This is a genomic window from Nakamurella endophytica, assembly GCF_014646215.1.
Classification (GTDB): Bacteria; Actinomycetota; Actinomycetes; order Mycobacteriales; family Nakamurellaceae; genus Nakamurella; species Nakamurella endophytica.
On the sequence record NZ_BMNA01000007.1, the window covers coordinates 1 to 21,783 of the forward strand.

The window sequence follows — 21,783 nt, forward strand, 5'->3', positions numbered from 1 at the left end:
CTCCCGAACAAGATCAATCAGATCGTGTCATCACACCCGCTCAACCAACCTCTCCGAGCAGTACAACTAGCGCAGCCGCGGCGGCCACGACAATCGCAATCACCGACAGTATCCGGGCGGCCGAATCGGAGGCCTGGATACCGGTGACCGAGATGATTGCCGCGTCGGTCGCGGTGGGGTCACCAGAAGGTGGAGCGGCGCTCGCCGCGCCGGACTGTGCGCCGGCGGCTCGCAGTACCAGAGTGGGCGTCGGAAACTCGGGTTCCTCGCCCGAGGCGGCTACGTCTTGGTTCCATCGGACGATGTCTCCGTTGTCGTAGGTCTGAACAGCGGGAAACGCCATCTCGGGAAGATTCGGGAGCGGGCCGACTGTGAGGCTGAAGTCGCCGTAGCTGCCCGGCGGGAGGGCGTTGCCGTCCCGGGCGGTGAAGGTCACGGAGGTGACCGCTTCGGTGATCGTGAAGTTGCCTTGAGTCACGGGTTGCGTCAGTTTGGTCTTGTCGGCGCGGGCGGTCCAGCCGGCGGTCTGCTCGAAGCGCACCTGCGCCAGGGGCGTGGCGGCCGGGATCTGGATCTGCACCATCACAGTCGATGCCGTCGCCGACTCGTTGGGTACACGGAACGTCAGCGTCGCGGTGTCTCCCGGTGCAGCCACACCGGGGTCGATGTCCAGGTGGGCCCACGCAGGTGATGCCGAGCCGACCAGGACAGCGACGACCGTTGCGGCAGCCGCGAATCCCCGGACCAGGTGGCGTCGAGCCTTAGAGAACACTGCTGTCCTTCCAGATGGTGCGAGGCGCCACGCCGCGCCGAAGGGGGAAGCGGCGCGGCGTGGCGCGGGCAGGACCGTCGACGATGGGGTCGACCGGTCAAGGTCATATCGTGCTGCTGTGCCCGGCATCTGCGGGGTTGGGCGCGGCCGGCCTGATGAGCGCGGCGTTGGAGACTTCGGTTGTCGAGCGGTCAGGGATAGCGGCGCCGGCTTGGCCGGTTTCGCGGACGTGCCGGTCGTGGAGCCTGGTCAGCATCGCGTTGTAGGCGGTCAATTCGTCGTCACCGTCCCGGTCTGCGCGTCGATCGGCGCGGCGCGCGTCGCGTTCATCGGCGCGGAACCACTGCGACACCAGGGCGATGATGACGATAGCGGTGGGGATGTCGGCTAACGCCCAAGCGATCGCCCCGCCCAGCCGCTGATCCGCCAGCAAGTCCGGCACCCACGGCAGCGAGAACTGGCGGTAGTAATCGGAGGCGATGACTGCATGACTGTTCATCAAGGACAAGCCGAAGACGGCGTGAAAGGGCAACGTCACCATCAATAGGCCCAGCTTGACCACCGGCGGGAATCGCCGCGCCGCAGGGTCCATACCAATGATCAACCAGTAGTACAGGTAGCCGACCGTCAGCAGATGCAGGTTCATGACCAGATGGCCCAGATGGGACGAGATCAACAACCCGAACAGTCCGGTGAAATATATGGCATAGAAGGAGCCGACGAAGAGCATAACGGCGACCAGGGGATGGCTGACAAAGCGCAGGGCCCGGCTGTGGGTCACCGCCACGATGAGCTCCCGCATCCTGGGCGGCTGCCCTCGCCCTGCCGGTGGCAATGACCGCAGCGCCAAAGTGACCGGTCCGCCCAGGACCAGCAGGATCGGGGCGAGCATGCCCAGCGTCATGTGGACGATCATGTGCAGCGAGAACTGGGTCTGCGCGTACCGGTCCAGTCCGGACGAGGTGGCGATCAACACCATGACGCAGCCCAGCGCCCAGGCAACTGTTCGCTTCACCGGCCACCGCACGCCCCGCCGTCGCAGGCGGTCAGCTGCCCGCAGGTACAGAAGCGCTGCGGCGATCGCGGCTACGCCCAGCAGCAGGTCCGGCCGCCAGGCCGTGACCAGTCGCCACACGGTCGGTGGCCCCGGAAGGTCGAAGCCCAGGGCGGCCCGGACCGTGCCGATGCTCTGATCGTCGATTGCTGGAGACGCCGTCCGTGCCAAGGTGGCGGCAACCGCCACCGTGGCTGCCATCAACACCAGCTCTGCGCCAGCGACGGCCAACAGCGGTCGGGTGCGGCCCTGACGGAGCTGGGCCAGCGCCCATCGGCGCTGCCACCAACCAGCAACGCCCAGTGCGAGCAACAGCGCGGACTTGCCGACGACCAGCCGACCGTAGTCGGTCGTCCACAGATCACCGATGGCGCTGATACGGACCGCCGCGCTCGCCGCACCGGACGCGGCCACCGCGACGAACGCGGCCAGTGCCGTGGCCGAGTACCGCGACACCACGACGGATAGACCGGCCACCTTCTGCTGTGTCAGCGCAACGACGGCCACCAACCCCCCGACCCACAAACACGCCCCGACCAGGTGATAGATCATCAGGTCGACCGCGATGTCGTGGTTGTCGCTGTCGCTGGCGTGCCCTGCGAAGGCCTGCGGCGCGACACCAGCGATGGCCACCGCCGCCAGCACCAACACTGTCGATGATCGTCGCGCCAGCCTGGCACCGACCGCGAGGCCAACGGCCACTACAGCGCTGATCAGGTTGGCCTGCAACGAGCCAAAAATGCTTGCCGCTTGCAGCACGAGGCCACCGCGCGCTGCGTCGATCACCGAACGGCCCGACAACTCCGACACGGACAGGGGCACGAGCAGCAGGCCCGACACCGCCCAGACCCCCGCGGACTCGGCGCCGGCGCGGGCAGCGCGCAGCCCTGCCACCGTCAACCGTCCCGACGGATCGGCCGGCAACCAGATCGCTGCCGCTACCAACCACCCAACCGTTGTTGCGGCGCCGACATAGAAGACAACGCGCACCGCGGGCAGCAGCAGCCGCGCCGCGCCGCCGGAATCCGCTACCCCCAACACCGTGGCAGGCGATGGCAGCAGCAAGGCCAAGCCAGCAGTAACGCAGCAGCCCACGACGACCAGCCCAGCGATGCTGGGGACTCCCCACCATCCGTGGCGGCGCTGTTTCGGCTCGGCGGACGCGACACCGACAGCGCCGTCACCCGAGGCGGCCGACCCTGCGCGGCGCTCAGCCACCGCAAACACCCACACCACCGACCCGCGCAAACCCGCCCGGCGAACCGCGCAACCTCAGAACTTCGTGCACCGGCCTATGACGATCCGCCGCCACAGCACCGGCACCGGCACCGGCACCGGCACCGAACTTCTCGCAGCGGCGAGCCAGCGGTCCGCACCAACGGACAACCGCACGCAACAGCCATGCAGCAGACACGAGCAGCTTCTTTCAGGGCGCCATCGTCACGCTCAGGTGGAAAGGCACATGACGGTCCGGCATCAACCGGACCAACGCCCCGTCCTAGACCTGGATGACGTGCACCAATGCGAGGCAGCCGGTCCATGGCGCAGGCCACAGCCGCCCCGACAGCTCGCGCAGATACCCGACACCGTCAGACCGTCGATGGGCAAGGTCCACCGGACCAACAGGCACGCTGAGCGCCCGCGAATCGGCCGAGACAGCCAGACACCGGGACAGTGCGGACCGGTGCGGATCGCTGCTGCCGTCCCCCGGTGCGGTGCCCTCATCGGAACCGATGATCCAACCACCGGGCGGGGCGGCTGCCTGCTGCACGTCCACGGTGGGGACCGCCAGGTCCACTACGGCGGCGACCGGCCGGTGGTCTCCCGCCGAGTCGTCCAGAGCCACCCAGTGCACCGACAGCAACACCGCCACAGCGGCCGCGAACGCAGCGATCAGCGTCCGTGCAGTCCGCCAGGGTCGCGGCGGGTCGGTTGCCTGCAACATCGCGCACCCCTTCGCGTCCTCGGTCGCTGGTGTCCTAGCATCGTACAGTGGACTGTGTATCACCGAGGTCGTGGCCGCCCGGCAGTCACCCCGCCGGCCGTCGGGTCAACGTCTGCGACGACCGCTGCGATCGGCACCGGACCCCGCCCAAGTGGCTGCCGTGAGACGGCCACCGGCAACACCGGCCAATCCAACGACGAGCTCCACGATCCCCACCAGCCAGAGCAGATGGGCATTTCTGCGTCAACGCGGATGGATAGCGGCAGTTGTCGGCGCACTGGCCTTCGCGGCCGCTTGCTGGCTGGTGTTGGCGCCGTGGCAGTTCGGTCGGCACGCCGAGCGCAGCCAGCGCAACGCCACCATCAACGCAGCCCTGACCGCCCCGCCCGCGCCGGTAGACGAGTACCTGTCCGTCCAGGGACCCCCGGACCCGGGCCTCGCGTGGCGGCAGGTGACCGCCACAGGAACGTTCGACTTAGACCAGCAGGTCGTGGTCCGCCTCCGCCAGGACCAGCGCAACCAGCCAGCTTCCGAGGTACTCGTCCCGTTCCGGCTCCAGGACGGCACAACACTGGTCGTGGATCGCGGCTACATCGGACTCGACGCGGTCGACATACCACCGGCGCCCGGCGGCAGGGTGACGATCACCGGTCGAATCCAGCCCGACCAGCCGGATCCGCTACGTCGCCCCCCGACAAAGATCGGCAGTCAAATGCTGGTCACCGGTATCGACAGTCGTCAGCTGCAGCCACGGCAAGCCGGCGATGGCACACTCCGCATCGGATTCGTGCAGCTGGGGCAAGCATCGCCAGGCGCGCTGCGGGAGATCGGCGTACCACAAACCGACGACGGATCGTACCTGTCCTATGCACTGCAATGGTGCACGTTCGGCGCGATCGCCGTCCTGACTATCGCATACTTCGCCTGGCGCGAGGCTTTCGACCCTCGAGAAAGCGATAAAAGGGACGCATGCAGCAGCCCCCCTGACCAGCCCAGTTTACGGGAGAGCAGCAACGTGCAGCGCCCAACGAGCGTAGGGACTGGCGTCGAAACGGGCCAGCGTGATCAACGCTCGAGTCCCGGCCACATGCGGCGACGATTCGACAGGTCCCAGCTCTATGATCAAGACGCGCCTCGCACATCGTGAATGCATGCGCTCAGGCAGGCGCAACGGTCGCTCGGCAGTGTCGGCCCGCAATCCGAAGGGAGGAAAGACGTGAGTGACGCCTCAAACCCAAAACCCCGGCCCAACCGCAAGCGCGAGCCAATCATGCGGCGGCGGGGACAGTTGATGCGGAAGCAACCGCCCGACGAGCCCCTCAGTCGACTGACCGCACCCCACCGTCCATGCCCGGTCAACGATTTCCCACAGCGACTGGGCGACACTGCTCATACAGAGTCGATCGATCGGGATGGCATATCGCACGTGCAGGAGTGGACAGTCGTCGGCGCTGTAGCACTGGTCATTGCGTTCGCAGTTCTGGTCGCAGTCAATGGTTTAGCAACTGCCCCCGCGCCGAGCCGTAACGTCAGCACCATGATGCACGGCCATCGCTAGCTTGCCGGTGATCAGGGGTCAGCGACCTGCCGACCCGCTCGCGTCCTCGGGTAGCGCAGTCGTCGGGGCTGCACTCGCGAAGACTTACCGAGCCGGCCCAGCCTGTACCCAGCCACGCACCCGACCGGTCGAGGGCACGCACGGATGCATGCGAGGGAGAACTCAGCTGATGTCCGATCTCGTGGCGTTTGTGAATGCGCGTATCGCTGAGGTCGAGCAGGACGCTGAGGACTTCCTCGGCCGCGGGCGCAGCCAAGCTTCCACAGGAGCCCGGATGGTCGCTGCCGTGCTGACGGGCTTCCAGATCCCCGACTGGTGCGCCGCCATGCGGACCATCACCGCCCGGTACAGCACAGCGCTCGCCGCGTACGACTGGCACCACGGCCACAACGACGACGGGCCCGAGGACCCGGGGATCGACGCCAACGAGGCCGACATCTTGGAACGCCATCTGCGATGGATCGTCCGAGCAATCGCCGGCATTTGGGCAGACCACCCCGACTACAACCACCAGTGGACGAACCCCACGGACCCACCACCCGACACTCCGACAACCGACGCACCGCCCAACTAGACGAGGACACCCGCGGCCGCCGCCCGCAATCCCCACACGCTCCGGTTGTCTTGCCAGCAATGGGGCTTCGAGTCCGGCGATACCGGCGAATTTGCCCGAAGGTCATCAGTTGGCGTGCGCGGACGCCCAACAAGGAGGCCGTCAACCCACTGCAGCACCGCCGGCCTCGTGCGGGCAATGTCGGGCGTTGGCGAGCGCGGGGCTGACCTTGTTCAGGCGTGCAGCCGCAGATGGCGCCTGCCGGGAGCAAGACGATCGCCTCGAGTTCTTCGCCTAGTCATCTGATCCAACTGCAGGGTGGACACCGCCTCGACCTGCACACGGATGGGCCCCGAAGCGGGCCTGGATGGAGTTTCGCTCAGCACGGTCGGCGGACGCGGCGACACAGCGAAGACTTGCTGGTAGATCCGAGTTGATTCGACCGCCGGCCGGGAGGACAGAGCTGTACCTGCCCACTACGACTTGTGACGGCGTCAGCCCATACTTCGGTCGGGCCCAGGTATCTGCGCTCGGGACTGACCGCTATCATCGGCGCATGGCTATACGTTCGGTGGAGCCGCGAGCGGCCCTCTCTCCCGCGGCGGTGTTGTTCCGCGGCCTCGGCGATGTCTCCCGCCTCGCCATCCTGCGTCGGCTGGTCGATGCCGAACGCCGGGTCACTGACCTCGTGGCCGACCTCGGACTGTCGCAAGGGACTGTGTCGGGGCACCTGGCGTGCCTACGCGACTGCGGCCTGGTGACGGCGCGTCCGCAAGGCCGGCAGATGTTCTACGCCTTGGCGCACCCGCAACTGCTGGAGTTGTTCACCGCCACCGAAGAGCTGCTTTTGCGCATCGGATCGACAGTTGCGTTGTGCCCGACCTACGGCAACCCCGATACAGGTTGCGACGACCCCAGCTGTGTCAAGAGTGAGGAGACGGCGTGACCGAATCCGTCGCCGGCGCACGGTTGGCGCGCCCGGCCCGGATCGCGATTGGGCTGCTTTGGGCCACGATCGCCTATAACGTCCTTGAGGGCGTGGTGGCGGTCTGGGCCGGTCTCGCGGCGGGCCTGGTATCGCTGACCGGTTTCGGCGTCGACTCCGGCATCGAGGTCGCGGCCGCCGGGATCGTGCTGCTGAGGCTGCGCGCGGAGGTCCGTCACGGCAAGGTCGATGAGACCAAGGAGCGCCGTGCGCTCCGGGCGGTCGCGGTCACATTCTTCCTGCTGGCAGCCTATGTCACCGTCGAGGGCGTCCGGGACCTGATCAACGGCGTGGAGCCGGGAACCAGCGTCGTCGGGATTGTGCTCACCGCGCTGTCGGTACTCATCATGCCAATGTTGGCCCGCTACAAGCGGATCAACGGAGAGCGGTTGGGGAATCGGCTCGTGCTTGCAGACGCGGCGGAGACGAAGCTGTGTTCTTGGCTGTCGGTGTCTACTCTCACCGGCTTGGTGTTGTTCGCGGTTGCCGGGTGGACGTGGGTCGACTCGGTCGCCGGTTTCATCATCGCCTACTTCGCTGTTCGGGAAGGTCGAGAGGCCTGGGAAGGCGAGTTGGTGTGCGACGACGGCTGCGATGACGACTAATCGCCCGGAACCGCCCGCCGAAGACGGAGACAGCGGCGCCCGTACGGCATTGCCGACGGTTGGCGTTCCGTCGGCGCAGCGGCGCCGGATGAGCTTGATCGTTGCGATCGGGGGTCTAGTGCTGGCCACGGACATCGCGACCAAGACTTGGGCGGTGCAGTCGCTGAGCACCGATCCGATCTCACTATTGGGTGGGGCGCTAGTGCTCACCGAGCGGCGCAACCCCGGTGCCGCATTCGGGCTGGGGACCTCGCTGACGCCGCTGCTCGCCGCTGTCGCTATCGTCGCGGTGATCATGCTGGCAGTGGCGGCCCGTCGACCGCACTCACGGCCGGTCGCGGTGGCGTTAGGGCTGGCCCTGGGCGGCGCCGCCGGCAATCTCGCCGACCGGTTGCTGCGCTCGCCAGGTCCGATGCGTGGCCACGTCGTCGATTGGATCGACATCGGATCGTGGCCAACATTCAACCTGGCTGATTCCGCCCTAATGATTGCGCTCGTCTGTGGCGCTTCGATCGCGCTGCGCACCGCCCGCAGGTCAACGCCGTGACGGCCGCGGCCGAGCCGGCCCCGACGGCAGCAGGTGGCCCGGCACCCATCATTCAATGGCCCCTGCGGTGAGCTGGCTGCACGCCTTGGTCCTTGGACTGGTGCAGGGCCTGACTGAGTTCCTGCCCATCTCCTCCAGCGCGCACCTACGCATCACTGCAGCTCTGTTCGGCTGGGAGGACCCGGGTGCGGCGTTCACCGCCGTCACCCAACTCGGCACGGAAAGCGCTGTGCTGTTGTACTTCCGTCGCGAGCTGTGGCAGATCGCGACGACTTGGAGTAGGTCATTGGTCAACCGAGGACTACGTAGGGACCCGTCCGCCCGGATGGGCTGGTACGTCATCGCCGGTACCGTGCCGATCGCCCTGCTGGGCGTGGCTTTCCAGGACCTCATCGAGACCCAGGCCCGTGACCTGCGGCTCATTGGCGTCAGCCTCATCGCGTTCGGGCTCGTCCTCGGCCTGGCGGACCGTGTTGCCCGGAACCAGCGATCGCTGCAGGACCTGAGTACCCGGCACGCCCTGATCTTCGGCGCCGCCCAGTCGCTCGCCCTCATTCCTGGAGTGTCCCGTTCAGGGGGCACCATCACCGCCGGGCTGCTGCTGGGCTACCGCCGGCAAGACGCGGCCCGCTACTCCTTTCTGCTCGCGGTGCCCGCCGTTCTGGCCTCCGGCCTGCTGGAACTGACCAAGCTTGACGACCCCGGTAGCACTCAATGGGGCCCGGTGCTCGCCGCGACACTCGTCGCGTTCCTGGTTGGCTACGCCACCATCGCCTGGCTGCTGCGCTTCGTCACCACCCACAAGTTCACCGGCTTCGTCCTCTACCGACTCAGCTTAGGCGCCTTGATCCTCGCCTTGACTGGCGCCGGCGTGCTGCAGGCCCGCTGACCTGTGCGGTCCCCACACGCCCAGCGCCAATGGCAAGTCGAATTCCATCCCCGGCGAGCGCACGCCGCACGGTGGGCAACTGGCGAGCTGGGCTTCGCAATGGGTGAGCCAAAACGACTGGTGCCGGTCTCGATGATGTTACCGCCGGAGGTGAGCCGCGGCGTGGCTGCCGTTGCGGCGGGGTCGCCAGCGAGCCGGCGGACGACCGGGCGGCTGCCGCAGCGGAAGGCGCGGCTCCCAGAAGGCCGCAGACGACGTCGCCGCGGCGTGGCTGATTTCCAGAGCCAACCGCACCAGCTTGAACGTCGAAGGCGCGTTCCAGCACATCCTCGACGACCTCTACGCGTTCATCGCCACCGCCATCGCCGGACTGGTTGTGCTGCTGACCGGGTTCGCCCGCGCCGACGCCGCTCGCGGCGATGGTCGTGGCAGCTTGATGCTTAAGGCCGGATTGATCGGTGAGTCTGGTCGGCCGCTGTCAACAGGACCGTCTACGACGAACCGGGCGACCGCGGTGCCTCAGCAGCCCCGAGAACCGCACGCTTCGGACCGCGACGTGCGCGGAAGGCGTACAGCGGGCATTCCCGGTAGCTCAACTGCAAGGGTGTCCACGCAGCGACTCGCCGCCGATTAAGGGTCGCCGCGTCGTGGACGTGGAGCCCGTCGGCCGCGCCTTTGGCAGAAAGACTGCGGCGCCCTAACAAGGGGTGCGCGCCACCGCGTTGTCGCTGATTCTGCAGCCGACAGCTACCCGCCCGCCGTCCCCGTCAGCAACTGCGGCGCTTGGGCTAGTTGCAGGGCGCGTCCGGGTCGATGACCACGCCGATCGCTACGAAGGCGCGGTGCCCGGCGATGCTCCACGTCGCTGCTGCGGTTGGCCGGGTTCGTGCGGCGGCCAGCAGCTGTTGGGCGGGTGGGCCGGTGATGGTGGCGCAGCCACCTTCCGCCCGGCCAGGACGCGCTGCACGGCGGCGGTGACAGGGATGGGCTAGGCCGGCGCGTCGGTGGAGGAGTACCGCGGAACCCAGGCCGCCGGCTTGGTGACGGTCACAACCGACGGCGTCCAGGCTGCGCTGGTGGGTGTCAGCTGTTGGATGTCGACGATTGTGGCGGTCAGCGCGGCGCGGCCGCGTCGTTGGGCTGCCACCATCTCGGCGGACCCGAACGCTTGGAAATCGTCGATGACCACGTGGCGGGACCGATCCTGACCGGCGTACTGCAGGACCCTGAGGCCGTCGTCGTACATGCCGTTGACGTGCGCCATGTCGATTCTGGACAAGTCGGTGCTCAGGTAGTCCTGCAGCCGTTGTCGCACCTTGGCCAGGTCGGCGCGTCCAGCGGTGAACGTGGGGATCGGTTGGCAGTACTGCCCGAGGCTGCCGGTGTCGGGGTCCGTGCGGATGACCGTGCCATCGTCTAGGACCACGAGTTCGGGCACGAGGGTGTGCAGATCCGCGCACGACCCTCCGGTGGACTGCCACCGAAGGACCAACACCGCCGGCGCCGACGCTGCTGCCCCGACAACAGCCGTCTGCCGCGACGTGCCCGCCGAAGCGGTCGAACTCGCTTCGGACAAGGGTCGCGACTGCAAAGTGGTCGACACAGCCGCGCCGGGCGACGACACCGGTGCCGAGCGGCCAACAACGGTGCCGACGTCGCGGGCGGAGCCAGAGCTGGTTGAACAGCTCACCAGCAGGCAACCCAACACGGCGGCGAGCGTCACCAACCCATGCCTACGGCCGGTCATACCGTGCTGCCCACCACCTCGTGCATCGCCAAGACCCGTCCAACCTCAGACGTGCGTCGCCAACCCAATGGTTGCTTTTAAGACCCCGCCTCGCCCAGGACGGCTTTGTCACAGCCTTCGGACGGCGTGACGCCGGTTGAAATCGCGACGCTCACCCGTCAGCCCCCGGCTAGCAGCCGTTTCGTCCGGCCACCTTGCACACCGGCAGGTCTCGCTTGCCGGGAAGGTGTGACCATGGGGTGCCGCGTCATGCACGACAACGCGAGCCGCCGCGCCGGTGGCGGTGCCGCACCACTGGTCACTGTGGCGCAAGATAGACGACCGGTCTCCAGCGTGGATTCGCAGCGATGTTGCGGCCCAATCGCGCGGCCACGCCCGGGTGAACGGGTCCACGCACGGACTTCGCCGGGATGCTTTCGCCACGTCGGTCGCGGCACTTGTCGATGATCAGTTCCCATGAGCCCTCGACACGGCCGTTCATTGCGATGGGGGTGGTGGCTGCTCGTCGCAGCGTGGGTCACCGTTTCCGTCTATGCGGCTGTGGCCGCGGTCGAGCCGGTCATCATCGAGCTCGACGACCTGGGGGCGGACCCGGTCGACTGCGGATCCGCGCTGTTCGCCGCAGCGCACCGCCCCCCGGCCTGCACGCCCGCCGCGATAGCTTCTCAGCTGAACGAGACTCGCACGCTGCTGGTGTTGTCGGCGGTGCTGCTCGCCGGCGTCGTCGCTGTTCTTCTACGCCGGCGTCGCTCCCGGCTGACGCCCACAGCCTGCAGCCAGCCGCCGACCCCAGAGACCGCTCGGGGTCGACAGCGACCATCGTGCCCAGCCGCGACAATCATCGATCTCCAGCGTTTGCAGCGCCTGAGCGCCTCCAACACTCCGCCACCGTCGGCCAACCGTGAGGACCCCGTGACCACAGCACACCGCCGCGGTCCTGTTCCGTATGCAGGCCTGTCGACGTAGGCGGTCAGTGGTTCCGTCGCCTGGGCGGCGCTTGCTTTCCCGGGCCACGGCAGACCGCATCAGATAGTGGCTGAGCCGGTGGGAACGGTTCGAGGTGACCACCCCGGCGGTGCCCAGAACAGCCCCGGGTGTGGCTAACGGTCGGGTGGAACGATCGTGCGGGTGCCGATCGCAGCGCCGGTGCGGTCGTAGGCGGTCACGACCAGCCTCTTGTCGACGTCTGGGTCGCCCACGACCGCGACGAAGCTTCGCCAGCCGTGGCCAAGGCTGGTGCCCGGGTAGCTGCCGAGCACCTGTCTGGGCGGGCGGCCGCCGCCGAACGCGAAGCGAAGGGCGGCGACATCCGACGGCACGGCACCCCAAACATAGTTCTCACCGCCCACGCTGCGCGGATGCGGCGGCGACGCCTGCAGACGCACGTAGGGCAACGGGCCCTCTCCCGGCGGGATGGCCTCGACCGGCTCGAGGCTGCCCCAGTTGGTGCGGCACAGGACACCGCGACCCGGGACGCCACCGGCGGTGAAAATCGAGATCACCGGGTGGCGGTCGCCGCCGGCATACATGAACGGCAGCGCCGCCACATCGCTGGATCGGTGCTGGCAGGCAACTGTCGGCCGTGGCACCGTCGGAACCGATCCGGATTGACTACCGGACTGCGTGGTTGCCGCCGTGCGGCTGATACGACTGTCCGGTGCGGAAGTCGCTGCCGTCCGCGGCGGCACCGCGTGCGCTGTGCCGTCCGAGGTGGCACTACCGGTGGTCGCGCCGGTTGGAGCGCGTGATGCGCCACCAAGTTGAGACGCCGTCTCGTCCGGCGTTGTCGATGCTGCAGCGCTGCCGAATTGACCGGTCCGCTCCAAGGGCAGGGCGGTCGGCGATGCGGACGTGCACCCCGACAGCAGGACGGCTACCGCGACGGCGGCAGCCGCGACCAAACGGGGCATCACCGGCGACGAGGACATGCCGACCATCTCCCGAACCATCTCGACGTCACGACTTGGGGACGGGACGGATTGAAGGCGCGCGCCCGTTGCTCGCTCGCGGCTCGAACTGCGGCTGCACAGACATTCCAGGGCGAGGATTCTGATCTGTGCCCATTCGGACGAGCGCTGCCCGAGGACATCCGGTCGCCGCCTGGCGTCTGACGCCGGAACGGGTATGCCGTCACCTAGAGTCGGTTGCCGGTCGATTATGGCTTGACGAGCCGGTAGGACTTCCAGACACGACAGGTCTGCTACACCCGTCTCCCTTGCTCGAGCAGCTGCTTGGTGCGGGCCTCCAGTTCGGCGATGCGGGTGTCCATGTCGTCCAGGGCGTCACCGAGGTGGGCGAGCTGTTCGCGGGCGGCATGGCGTTGGTGGATGCCGTGTTGCCACTGCTGAATGTCGTAGGTCAGCGTGGGCGCCAGGACGTCGTCGGTGAACTCGATGGGTCGCTGTCCGCTGACCGGTGGCGGGATGTCGCGGTGCGGCTGGTCGTCGCCGGCGGCAGCCTGTCGAGCAAGGCGGGAGATGGACTGGCGGGACAGGCCGGCCGGTCTGTCTAGGGGTGTCCAGCCGTGTTGGTCGATCGGCGGGAGCAGCGGCACTCCGTCTCCGGTCCAGTCGGGTGGGCGAGGGCTGAAGCAGTTGTGCGGGGCGCCGAAGTACAGCGGGTCGGCGTCGTGCAGCACTTGCGCGACCTGCCGGGTGCCGCGGGTGGCTTCGAGGTAGAGCAGGTCCATCCAGGCGGTGACGGCGCAGGCCGGGCACACCCACGCCTGCTCGGTGGCAGCTAGCTGGACGTCGCCGGCGGGGGTGGTGATGGTGGCGGCGCCGCGGCTGATGGTGATGTCGGCGCCGGTGAGCTGGGCAAGGTGGCGGTAGGGGATGTCAGCGGCGGCCAGGACAAGAAGGAGCCGGTCGCGGCGGCCGAACCAGCCGCGGGTCCAGCCGCTAGCCGGGAGCCGACGCAGCGCCGTGTCGACGGCGGCCGGGTCGAGCGGCCGGCGCACCGGCCGGGCGGGACGGCCACGGACCAGGTCCCGGATGGCGTCGTGCCGGCTGGGCGGCGGGTGGCCGGCGGCGCGGTGGTGATGGTCGATCGCGGTCAGCCGTCGCCGTTGGGTGGCTGGCGCGGCCGGGCAGGCGACCAGGAATGCGTGCACGGTTGCCGTGTCGCCGGGCAAGCCGGTATGGCCGGTGGTGGCGCACCAGTCCACGAACAGCCGCCACTCGGCCGCGTACCGACCCCCTCCGGCGTCACCCTCGCTCGCGGCGGATTGTCGGTCGGTGGTAGGCGGATCGGTTTCGGTGGCCACCATTCACAGCCCCAGCTTGGTGACGGCGTTGCCGACCAAGGGCGCGTGTTCGCGGGCGTAGGTCTCCAGGATGGTGGGGTTGCGGTGCCCTGTTTGCCGCATGATGGCGTGGGCGTCGGCGCCTTGTCGGAAGGCTTCGGTGACGAACCCGGACCGCAGGCTGTGGCCGCCGAGCTTGGCGATCTGGGCGTCGGTGTAGCCGGCGGCGGCGGCGCGTCGGGCGAGGACTTCGTTGACCGCCTGACCGGACATGCCGCGGCCGCTGAGGGCGCCGGTCTTGTGAACGGTCGGGAACAGCGGCGCGGTCGGGTCGGTCGGTGCGGGGAGGTCGACGCGGCAGACGTGGCCGTCGACGCCGGGGTCGCCAGCCTGTTGGAAGAGGGCGGCCATCACCGGCCGCCGCTGCTCTGCCGGCGACAGGTCGGCGGCGGTGTCGAGGAGTTGCCGCCAGCGGGTGTAGGCGCACGGCGGGCAGGTCTGGGGGTCCCTGCCGTACGGGACGGCCTTGACCGTGCCGCGGGCTTCCTGGTCGGTCTTGGACTTCCGGACGGTGATGTGCAGCCCGTCCACCCGATGCACCGCCACATCGCCCACAGTCAGGCCGACGAGCTCCGACCGTCGGGCGGCGGTGGCGAACCCGAGCAGCAAGAGGGCGGCGTCGCGGCGGGCGATCACCCCGGCCGGCCACTGGTGAAACGCCAGCCGCAACGTCTCCAGCAGCTGCCGGATGTCCTCGAGCAGCAGCGGCGCCCGCCGGGCCGGCGGCGTCGCCCGGCCGCGGCGGATCCCGGCCAGCGCCCGCCGCACGACCTCCGCGCGGCCGGGTGCGTCCAGGCCGGCGGCGGTGTGGAACTGGTTGATCGACGAGACCCACCTGGCGAGGGTGGCCGGGCTGTACCGCCACCGCGTCCCGGACCCCGACTCCCCCACCTTCGGCGGCCGCTGCTCCCCCGCGGCCTCCGTGACGTAGGCCGCGACAGTCAGCGGGTGCGCCGGCAGGCTGGCCTGCCCCTGCTCGTGGCACCACCGTTCGAACCGCGCCCAGTCCGACCGGTACGCCGCCTTCGTCGCCAGCGCCGTCGACGCCTCCACCGCCGCCCACACCCGGCGGACGGCGTCCGCACCCAACTCCTGCGCCGGGGCGGGTTGCTCGCTGACCGCGGCACCGGCGTCGAGGTCGACCTGCCGCTCCCCCGCCAACGGCATCAGCCGAGCCGCTGCCGGGGCGTTGCGGCGTCGGAACGTTGCAACGCTCCGACGGCCGGCTCGGGCTGCTCCGAACTCGACAGAGTGATCGACACGGCGCTCATGCCGCGGCCCCCGAAGTCGGGCATACCGTGCAGCCGTGACGACCACCGACTCGACGACCTACCGCCCGTGGTGGGTGGTCAGCGGATGCCGGACCGGAGCGGTCTGGTGGCTGGTACTTGGCCTGACCGGGGTGACACCCCTGCTGACGCTGTGGCGGTGGAACCTCGCAGTCACGGTGCTCGCTGTGGCCGGTGCCGCGTGCATCGCCGCCGGTTCGATCGCTTGGTGGGCCCTGAATCGTCGTGCACCCGCTGCGTCGCAGCCGCCGGTGTCCACGGAGCTGAAGGTCATCACCGTTGGATCCATCGTTGCGCTCCCCGTGGGAACGATCGGGTGGTTCGTCACCCACGACAGCGGCTGGCTCTTCGTCGCACAGATCGCAAGCATCGGGATGGCCGCCCGGTGGAGTGAGCGCGGTTGGCAACCGCGCCGGCCCCGCGTCAGTCCGTGGCAACGCCGGCCCGCCTCCCGGAGCTGACTGTGCTGCAACCGCCGCTCGACCGGCCACCCGCTCCCCTCCCCCACCGCTGATCCGCCCAGTTCACCGGCAGCGCCGTCCCAGCCCGCTCAGTGCGGACGGGATCTTGAGCTGTGACTTGCTGGGCTATTCGGCGCAGTCTCGCAGAATTATTCGGCGTAGTCCGTGTGCCGTGCCGCGGTGGTTCAGTCGGTCCGGGGGTCGAGGTCGGCGATGGCACTGCCTTCGGGACCGCAGTGCACTTGTCTTTGTGGTCCTGGCGCTGTCAGCGGTAGGCGATGGTTGGGATGAGGCGTCGGAAGGTGGTTTCGGCGGGCGCGGTTACGGGGCCGGCGAAGCATGCCGTGAGCTGGATTGGGTAGAAGCGCCCGGTGCGGTCGCCGGGGACCAGGACGTGGATCTGGCGTTGGGCGCCGACGACTTGGCAGTCGTCTTGGGCTGCGGTCTCGGTGATGGAGGCGGGTCGGCCGGCGACGGTGCTGTTGGGGTGGAGCGGCGGTTTACGGGAGGCGGGGCCGTCGGCGCCGCCGAGGATGATCAGGACACCGTCGGCGGTCAGTCGGGTTAGCGGTTGTGCGCAGTCGGTTTCGATGCCGTCGGGCACCTTGATGGTGGTGCACGGTTGGTGGAGCGGGTCGGTGCTGAGGTAGCCGACCACGGTTGAGAGGGATCCGGCGACGACGTACGGGTAGAGCCGCCAGGTGGGTGGGTGTTGGAAGTAGATGCCGTTGACGACCGCGGCTGGCCACTGGGCGGGGTTGGCGGCTGCAGCGCCGCTGGGCGGCGCAAGTTGCGGCCAGTAGCGGGCGAGGCGGGCGAGTCCGGTGTTCTTGAAGGTCATGTGAGCGGTGGTGGTGGTGAGCGTCAGGGTTGTCGCGGTTCGCTGGTAGTGGATGGGTGCGGCGTCGAAAGCGACATCCAAAGCGTCGGGGTCATGACCTTGGGTCGACGGTGGGCAGCCGCGGGCCAGGCTGTCGATGAGCGGCCCAAGTTGCAGGGCGGAGGGTGGTGAGTCGGTGCGGTAGCTGTAGAGGCGGCCGCCGCAGCCGGTCCCCAGAGCCAGGTAGGTATCGGTGAACTCGATGGTCACGTCCGGGTAGGCCGTGCTGGCTGGCCGGTTGTCCGCCGTGCGAAGTGAGGACAGGTGCCAGCTGATGCCGCCGAGCCGGCCAGCGACGGTGGTCCGGGCAGCGGTGGTGGTTGTTGGAAGCGTCGGTGTAGCAGGCACGGCCGTCGTTGTCATGCCGGTCGTGGGCACGGCCGTGGGCCTGGTGCTGTCCGGCGTTGACGAAGCGGGCTTCGGCGGCGCCGGCTCGGCTCGGGTGGTTGAGGATGTGACCTGCGCAGCGGACGCGGATGAGTTGGCCGGCGAGGTGGTGCTTCGACAGCCGACGGACAGTAAGAGGGCCGCCAGCAGCACGACGGCGCTGGTTGATCGTCGCCCTGCCCTCATGTGTCCCCCTGGTGCTGGTCCTGATCGTGGACGGCCGTTGGTGGCTTGGTCGTTGCAAGCAGCGCGCCGCGGGGGCCGCTATGCGCCGATGACGAGGGTTTGGCGGGCGGCTTCGACGAGTTCGGCGGTGATGGTGTCGAGGTGGTTGAGCTCGCGGAGTCGGCCGATCTGGGTCATCAGGCGTTGGATGAGGCGGTAGTTGCCGCCGGTGATGCGGGTGATGGCGGCGGCGGCGTCGATGGTGTCCGGCCGGTCGGGTTCGTACTGGGCGCCCAGGCTGGTCCAGGCGGCGGCGAGAACGGTGTCGAGGTCGTCGGTGTCCAGGGTGCGGTATTGGTGGGCGAAGCCGATGCGCGAGTACAGCTGGGGGTAGCGGGCCAGACGCCTCTCGAAGCCGGGCATGCCGATCAGGACCAGGCCGATGTCGGTGCGGTCGAAGAAGTCGCGTAGCTGTTCCAGGCCGCTGGTGCGTAGCCGGTCAGCTTCGTCGACGATCAGTAGATGGACTTCGCTGGAGCCGTCGTTGGGCCAGAAGTCGCCGTCGTAGCTGGGGTCGAGCTGTTTGCGTAGGGCGCCGTCGAAGCCCAGGACGCGGATGTGGATCTCTTCTTCCAGGCCGCGGGGGCTGGTGGTGACGTACGGGGTCCACATCGCTGTCCGGGCCGCAAGCAGTGATGCGGGCATGCCGGCGGCGGCGTAGCGGTGGCTGTTCCAGTGGTCCCAGTCGTCGGCGGCGGAGTAGGCGCGGGCGGAGCGGGTCTTGCCGACTCCTGGTGGGCCGTAGCAGACGCCGATGTAGCGGTGCGCGCGCACGGCATCGGCGAACTCGACGAAGCGGCGGTGTTGTCGGGTGGCGATCAGCGGTCCAGTCAGGTGCGGCTGAGGCCGCAACGGCGTGGTCTGGTCGCGGTAGTGCGCTGGTACGGCGGTCGCCGTCACGGCCTGCCTCCTAGCGTCCGGAGTCGATTGGTGAGCGGTGTTCAGTCCTCGCGGTAGAGGCGCAGCGTGGTCCGCGGCGTCCGTCCCGTGGCGGCTGCGGTAGGGGCCGGCGGGATCCGCGCGGTTGTGGGGGTCTCGTCGGGGACGTCTTGCCAGACCGGGTAGGTCAGGGTGTCGACCAGGCTGCGGCGGTGCTGCAACTGGTGCTGTAGCTGGCGCCGGCGGCGGGCGCGGGTGGTCTGCAGGTCCTTGAGAGAGATGGTCGCCGCGGCCAACTCCGGGGCGACGGCCCGACAGATGAACTGGCCGCGGTGGAACACCCGGATCTCGGCAAGGTCCCGCGGGTCGTAGCGGATGGTCACCTGCTCGCCGACATAGGCGGCCAAGGCCAGGTCCATGTAGCGCAGGCCGTGGCAGCGGATGCCGTCGCGGTGCACCACCCGCGGGGTGGCAACGGTCAGCAGCAGCAGGTCCAGCTGCTCGAGCGAGTCCGGCATGCGGGGTAGCCACCCGCCGGCTGTCCACCGTTGCGCCGGCGTCTGTCCGGTCTTTGGATGCACCCGCTGGTGGTAGTTGTCGGTGACGAACCGGCCGACGACGCTGTCCAACTGGTGCAGCGACAACGCCGGCGCGGTCACCGGCCGGCCGTTGCTGCCATGCGGCAGGTGCCCGGGCAGGGTGGGCAGCAGCTCGGAGGTGATCGTGCCGAAGAACCGCTCGATTTTGCCGCGGCCCTGCGGCACACCCGGCGTCGAGTGGATCAGCTGCACCCGGGTGTCCGCGCAGACCTGCGCGATGTGCTCGGAGGTGAAATCCGCGCCGTTGTCGCTGTAGAGGGTGGCCGGTAGCCCGCACACCGGCCACGCCGCATCGTCCTTGCGCCAGATCGCCTGCCGCAGCGCCAACGCGGTCTGCACCGCTGAAGGCGCACCGAGGAACACGGCGTATCCGGCGACCGCCCGCGACCGGTCGTCCAACACAACCGTCAGCCACGGCCGCACCGCCCGTCCCCGCTCGTCCACGATCAGCAGGTCCAGTTGCGTGTGGTCGACCTGCCACACATCGTTTGGGGCAGACGCCTCGCGGCGCATCACCAGCTCGAACCGATCCCGATACCCGGCGCTCCCCCGCTGCGCCAACACCGCCATCCCCGCATCCATCGCCGCCACGATCGACCGCACGGTGGAGTACGACGGCGCCGCCCAGCCGCGCTGCTCGGACACTGCCGCGACCGCGCGGTGCAGCTGCGCCAGCTTCGGCGGCGGCCGGCGCAACGCCATCCCCTCCACCAGCTGCACCAGCTCCGCCGGGAACCGCCGACCGCCCCGATCCGCCCGCCCCGCCCGGGACAACGCCGCCGCTCCCCCGGCCTGGTAGCCGGCCAGCCACCGCTGCGCCGTCCGCAACGGCACACCCGCCGCCGCCGCCGCACGAGTCAACGGCACACCCTCGTACAGGTGCGGTCCCAGCACCGCCAACCGCCGCTCCGCCACGCTCATCAGGGCAAACCCTGGCACGAGCCGCGCGACTACGCCAGATAGCGCTGCAGGTTCGCGCCACCTACCGCTGCGCCTGACAATCTTGACCGTACAGCCCGTCTTTAACTCGGGTCGGTTGACACGCGGTGGGGATGAGCCGCGGTAATGGATCCTTATGACAGCTGGCAGGACTGTAGTGTTGCGCCCTTGAAGAAGCGTGTGACGGCTCCGATGGACCAGCTCAGGGGCTCTTGTCACGTGACGAAGCACCGTCCGATCGCCGTTGCGCCCGCCGCCGGGTGACCACCTGCACCACCAGCGCCACCCACGCGATGCCCAAGCCGATCCACACGATCGGCAGAGCGGGATTGCTGGTCCGTCCGGCTCGGATCACGACCACCATGCCCACGGCAACGAGTGCGCTGCCCACGAGAACCAGCAGCGGATAGAGCCACCGAGCGGTGCGTTCAAGCTGGGTCGGCATGGGCGCACTGTAGCCGGGTGGGATTGCCCGGATTCCCATATCGAGCTTCACTCGCAGAGTGCTGGCCTCGCTCCGATCCCGTGCGTTGGTGTGCGCCCTCGCGATGACCACGGGAACCGCGCTGGGCTCCTGCGCCGAGCCCCGGGCGTGCTCGATGGTTGCGGGTATCAATGGCGTCGCTGTGGCCTTCGACCGTTCGATCACCGGACGCGTCGTCAACCTGCAGGTGTGCATCAACGAGACCTGCCAGAAGGGACACGACGCGACGGCATCGCACGGAGCGTTCGTGGGCTTCCCTACGCTCGACGGCACCGCCGTCAAGGTGGCGGTCAGCGGCGACACGGCAAGTCGCACGATGCACTTCGGTGGCTCGACAACGGCAACACCGCAGGCGTACGAGCCCAACGGGCCCGGATGCGGCACCTGGTGGCACGTCGACGTCACCGTGACTCGCAGTCGGCTGGTCCCGACTTCTTGACGGTGAGGCGTTGGCGCGTCGATCCTCGCTGTACTGAGCTGGCTCGACCGTGCGATACCGAGGCGGCGAATCGATCGACGCGCGACCTCTCCCCCACTGTCGCTGCCGCGGCGGGTCCGTGGGGTGGAGTTCAGCGGACACCCGGCGTTTGGAAGCGAGCGGGCGTAGCAATGTGCCCGCGTGCCGGCCGGTGTACCGGTGTGTGTATCGGTGACTGTGCCGGGCGGCGTGCCGGCCGGACGGGAGGCGGGGGCCTGGCAGTCGTCGGCAGTCAGCGCAGTCAGCGCGGGTCGACCGCCCGGCCTCGAGATGCGGCCGGCTCGCGTCTGGCGTTCTAGTAAGCGAGTTGGCGACGCCCGCATCGATCGTCTGCCGGTTGTTGTGCCGGTTGTCGGCTCGGCCGGTGTGCCGAGCGCTGCTGGCGCACGTCATGGTCGATGGAGTAAAGCGGTCGCTGTGTCGGTGGGTGGGCCGGTCGGTGTGCCGGTGGCTGTGCCGGCCGGCGTACCCGTGTAGCTGGGCAGTGGTTTAAGTGAGTTCGTCGGTGGGGCTGCCGGCCGCCGCCCTTCTAGTTGCCGCGTGGTCGTCGTCAGGACGCCGGAGCGCTCGGCGGCCCGGCCTCGAGCGCTGACTGAGGTCGTGCCTTACGGCGTTGTGGCCGGCCAGTGGTCACGGCGTCCGTTGCGGCTCAGCGACCGGTTGCTGTGCCGGCGCCCGACCGGTGGGTGTACCGGCAGATGTTCCGGTTGCTGTGCCGGCCGGCTGGCCGCGCGGCCCGTCAGTGGGGTTTGCCGTGGGCGTCCCGACGCTGTGGCGCCGGCCGTGTCCTCGGATGGCGATCGGCGCGGCCAGCAGAGTAGGCGGCCCAGCCCGAAGGGACGGCTGGGCTTGCCTTCCCTCCCCGGTTGTTGTGGAGGGCGAGTCGGCGGCGTCTGTGACGAGCGAGTGCCGGTTGCTGCGCCGGCAGCCGTGCCGGTGGGTGCATCGGCTGGTGTGCCGGTTGGGGCGCTGGCCGGATGGCCGGCGGGCCTGTCGGTGGGTTAGGGCGTGCCGACGAGGGGCGCCAGCGGCGCCCGTCGGATGGCGACCGGCGCGGCCGGCACGGCGTGGCGGCCGGTCCCCGACGGACGGGGGCTCCTCGTGGTGCGTCGTGGGTGCGAGATGATGCTGTCCGACGCGACGGTGTGCGAGTCGTTGTGCCGACGGGCCTGCCGGTGGGTGTGTCGGCTGGTGTACCGGTTA

Annotated in this window: 19 protein-coding genes and 1 pseudogene; 9 read left to right on the forward strand and 11 right to left on the reverse strand. The window is 69.0% G+C overall.

Annotated features, from left to right (window positions below; translation table 11 throughout):
- Positions 1–40: 40 nt before the first annotated feature.
- The 3 genes from IEY37_RS15530 to IEY37_RS15540 form a co-directional block, all read right to left on the reverse strand.
- A complete protein-coding gene (locus tag IEY37_RS15530; protein WP_188943180.1) occupies positions 41–772 on the reverse strand; it encodes a YcnI family protein in 732 nt (243 codons plus the stop codon).
- Positions 773–875: 103 nt separating this feature from the next.
- Positions 876–2,897: a bifunctional copper resistance protein CopD/cytochrome c oxidase assembly protein gene (locus IEY37_RS15535; RefSeq protein ID WP_188943181.1), complete on the reverse strand. Its 2,022-nt coding sequence runs from the start codon at positions 2,895–2,897 to the stop codon at positions 876–878.
- Between the two features lie 427 nt (positions 2,898–3,324).
- The gene (locus IEY37_RS15540; RefSeq protein ID WP_229674494.1) at positions 3,325–3,693 is read right to left on the reverse strand and encodes a hypothetical protein; all 369 of its coding nucleotides are present in this window, start codon (positions 3,691–3,693) and stop codon (positions 3,325–3,327) included.
- A gap of 229 nt (positions 3,694–3,922) precedes the next feature.
- Here IEY37_RS15540 and IEY37_RS15545 point away from each other — a divergent pair, with 229 nt between their 5' ends.
- The 7 genes and pseudogenes from IEY37_RS15545 to IEY37_RS22835 all read left to right on the forward strand — a co-directional run.
- On the forward strand, positions 3,923–4,918 hold the full coding sequence (locus IEY37_RS15545) for an SURF1 family cytochrome oxidase biogenesis protein (protein WP_188943183.1): 996 nt from the start codon (positions 3,923–3,925) through the stop codon (positions 4,916–4,918).
- Between the two features lie 580 nt (positions 4,919–5,498).
- Positions 5,499–5,903: a DUF6221 family protein gene (locus IEY37_RS15550; RefSeq protein ID WP_188943184.1), complete on the forward strand. Its 405-nt coding sequence runs from the start codon at positions 5,499–5,501 to the stop codon at positions 5,901–5,903.
- Positions 5,904–6,438: 535 nt separating this feature from the next.
- Positions 6,439–6,828: an ArsR/SmtB family transcription factor gene (locus IEY37_RS15555; RefSeq protein WP_188943186.1), complete on the forward strand. Its 390-nt coding sequence runs from the start codon at positions 6,439–6,441 to the stop codon at positions 6,826–6,828.
- On the forward strand, positions 6,825–7,472 hold the full coding sequence (locus IEY37_RS15560; protein WP_188943188.1) for a cation efflux transmembrane domain-containing protein: 648 nt from the start codon (positions 6,825–6,827) through the stop codon (positions 7,470–7,472). Before IEY37_RS15555 ends, IEY37_RS15560 begins: the two co-directional genes overlap by 4 nt.
- Positions 7,462–8,019, forward strand: a complete 558-nt coding sequence (locus IEY37_RS15565) for a signal peptidase II (protein WP_188943191.1) — start codon at positions 7,462–7,464, stop codon at positions 8,017–8,019. Before IEY37_RS15560 ends, IEY37_RS15565 begins: the two co-directional genes overlap by 11 nt.
- A 67-nt stretch (positions 8,020–8,086) precedes the next feature.
- Positions 8,087–8,908, forward strand: a complete 822-nt coding sequence (locus IEY37_RS15570) for an undecaprenyl-diphosphate phosphatase (RefSeq protein WP_229674495.1) — start codon at positions 8,087–8,089, stop codon at positions 8,906–8,908.
- A gap of 247 nt (positions 8,909–9,155) precedes the next feature.
- A pseudogene (locus IEY37_RS22835) lies at positions 9,156–9,380 on the forward strand (cation diffusion facilitator family transporter); the annotation flags it as partial.
- A 516-nt stretch (positions 9,381–9,896) separates the two neighbouring features.
- Here the strand turns inward: IEY37_RS22835 and IEY37_RS15580 are convergent.
- From IEY37_RS15580 to IEY37_RS15595, 4 genes are all read right to left on the reverse strand, one after another.
- Positions 9,897–10,631 (reverse strand): hypothetical protein, encoded by a 735-nt coding sequence (locus IEY37_RS15580; RefSeq protein WP_188943194.1) that lies wholly within the window; start codon positions 10,629–10,631, stop codon positions 9,897–9,899.
- A 1,124-nt stretch (positions 10,632–11,755) separates the two neighbouring features.
- The gene (locus IEY37_RS15585; RefSeq protein WP_188943196.1) at positions 11,756–12,592 is read right to left on the reverse strand and encodes a hypothetical protein; all 837 of its coding nucleotides are present in this window, start codon (positions 12,590–12,592) and stop codon (positions 11,756–11,758) included.
- A 263-nt stretch (positions 12,593–12,855) separates the two neighbouring features.
- Positions 12,856–13,767 carry a hypothetical protein gene (locus IEY37_RS15590; RefSeq protein ID WP_188943198.1) on the reverse strand — a complete coding sequence of 304 codons (912 nt, stop codon included), beginning with the start codon at positions 13,765–13,767 and terminating at the stop codon, positions 12,856–12,858.
- A gap of 156 nt (positions 13,768–13,923) precedes the next feature.
- Positions 13,924–15,126, reverse strand: a complete 1,203-nt coding sequence (locus IEY37_RS15595) for a tyrosine-type recombinase/integrase (RefSeq protein WP_188943200.1) — start codon at positions 15,124–15,126, stop codon at positions 13,924–13,926.
- 139 nt (positions 15,127–15,265) lie between these two features.
- Here IEY37_RS15595 and IEY37_RS15600 point away from each other — a divergent pair, with 139 nt between their 5' ends.
- Positions 15,266–15,709 (forward strand): hypothetical protein, encoded by a 444-nt coding sequence (locus IEY37_RS15600; protein ID WP_188943202.1) that lies wholly within the window; start codon positions 15,266–15,268, stop codon positions 15,707–15,709.
- Between the two features lie 265 nt (positions 15,710–15,974).
- Here the strand turns inward: IEY37_RS15600 and IEY37_RS15605 are convergent, their stop codons facing one another.
- The 4 genes from IEY37_RS15605 to IEY37_RS15620 form a co-directional block, all read right to left on the reverse strand.
- Complete coding sequence (locus IEY37_RS15605) at positions 15,975–16,799, reverse strand: hypothetical protein (protein ID WP_188943204.1); 825 nt, start codon at positions 16,797–16,799, stop codon at positions 15,975–15,977.
- Between the two features lie 441 nt (positions 16,800–17,240).
- Positions 17,241–18,101: an AAA family ATPase gene (locus IEY37_RS15610; RefSeq protein WP_188943206.1), complete on the reverse strand. Its 861-nt coding sequence runs from the start codon at positions 18,099–18,101 to the stop codon at positions 17,241–17,243.
- Between the two features lie 41 nt (positions 18,102–18,142).
- Positions 18,143–19,600 carry a TnsB C-terminal domain-containing protein gene (locus tag IEY37_RS15615; RefSeq protein ID WP_188943207.1) on the reverse strand — a complete coding sequence of 486 codons (1,458 nt, stop codon included), beginning with the start codon at positions 19,598–19,600 and terminating at the stop codon, positions 18,143–18,145.
- Positions 19,601–19,820: 220 nt separating this feature from the next.
- A complete protein-coding gene (locus IEY37_RS15620) occupies positions 19,821–20,063 on the reverse strand; it encodes a hypothetical protein (RefSeq protein ID WP_188943209.1) in 243 nt (80 codons plus the stop codon).
- A gap of 58 nt (positions 20,064–20,121) precedes the next feature.
- Between IEY37_RS15620 and IEY37_RS15625 the strand changes: the two genes are divergently transcribed.
- The gene (locus IEY37_RS15625; protein ID WP_188943211.1) at positions 20,122–20,541 is read left to right on the forward strand and encodes a hypothetical protein; all 420 of its coding nucleotides are present in this window, start codon (positions 20,122–20,124) and stop codon (positions 20,539–20,541) included.
- The last annotated feature ends 1,242 nt before the right edge of the window (positions 20,542–21,783 follow it).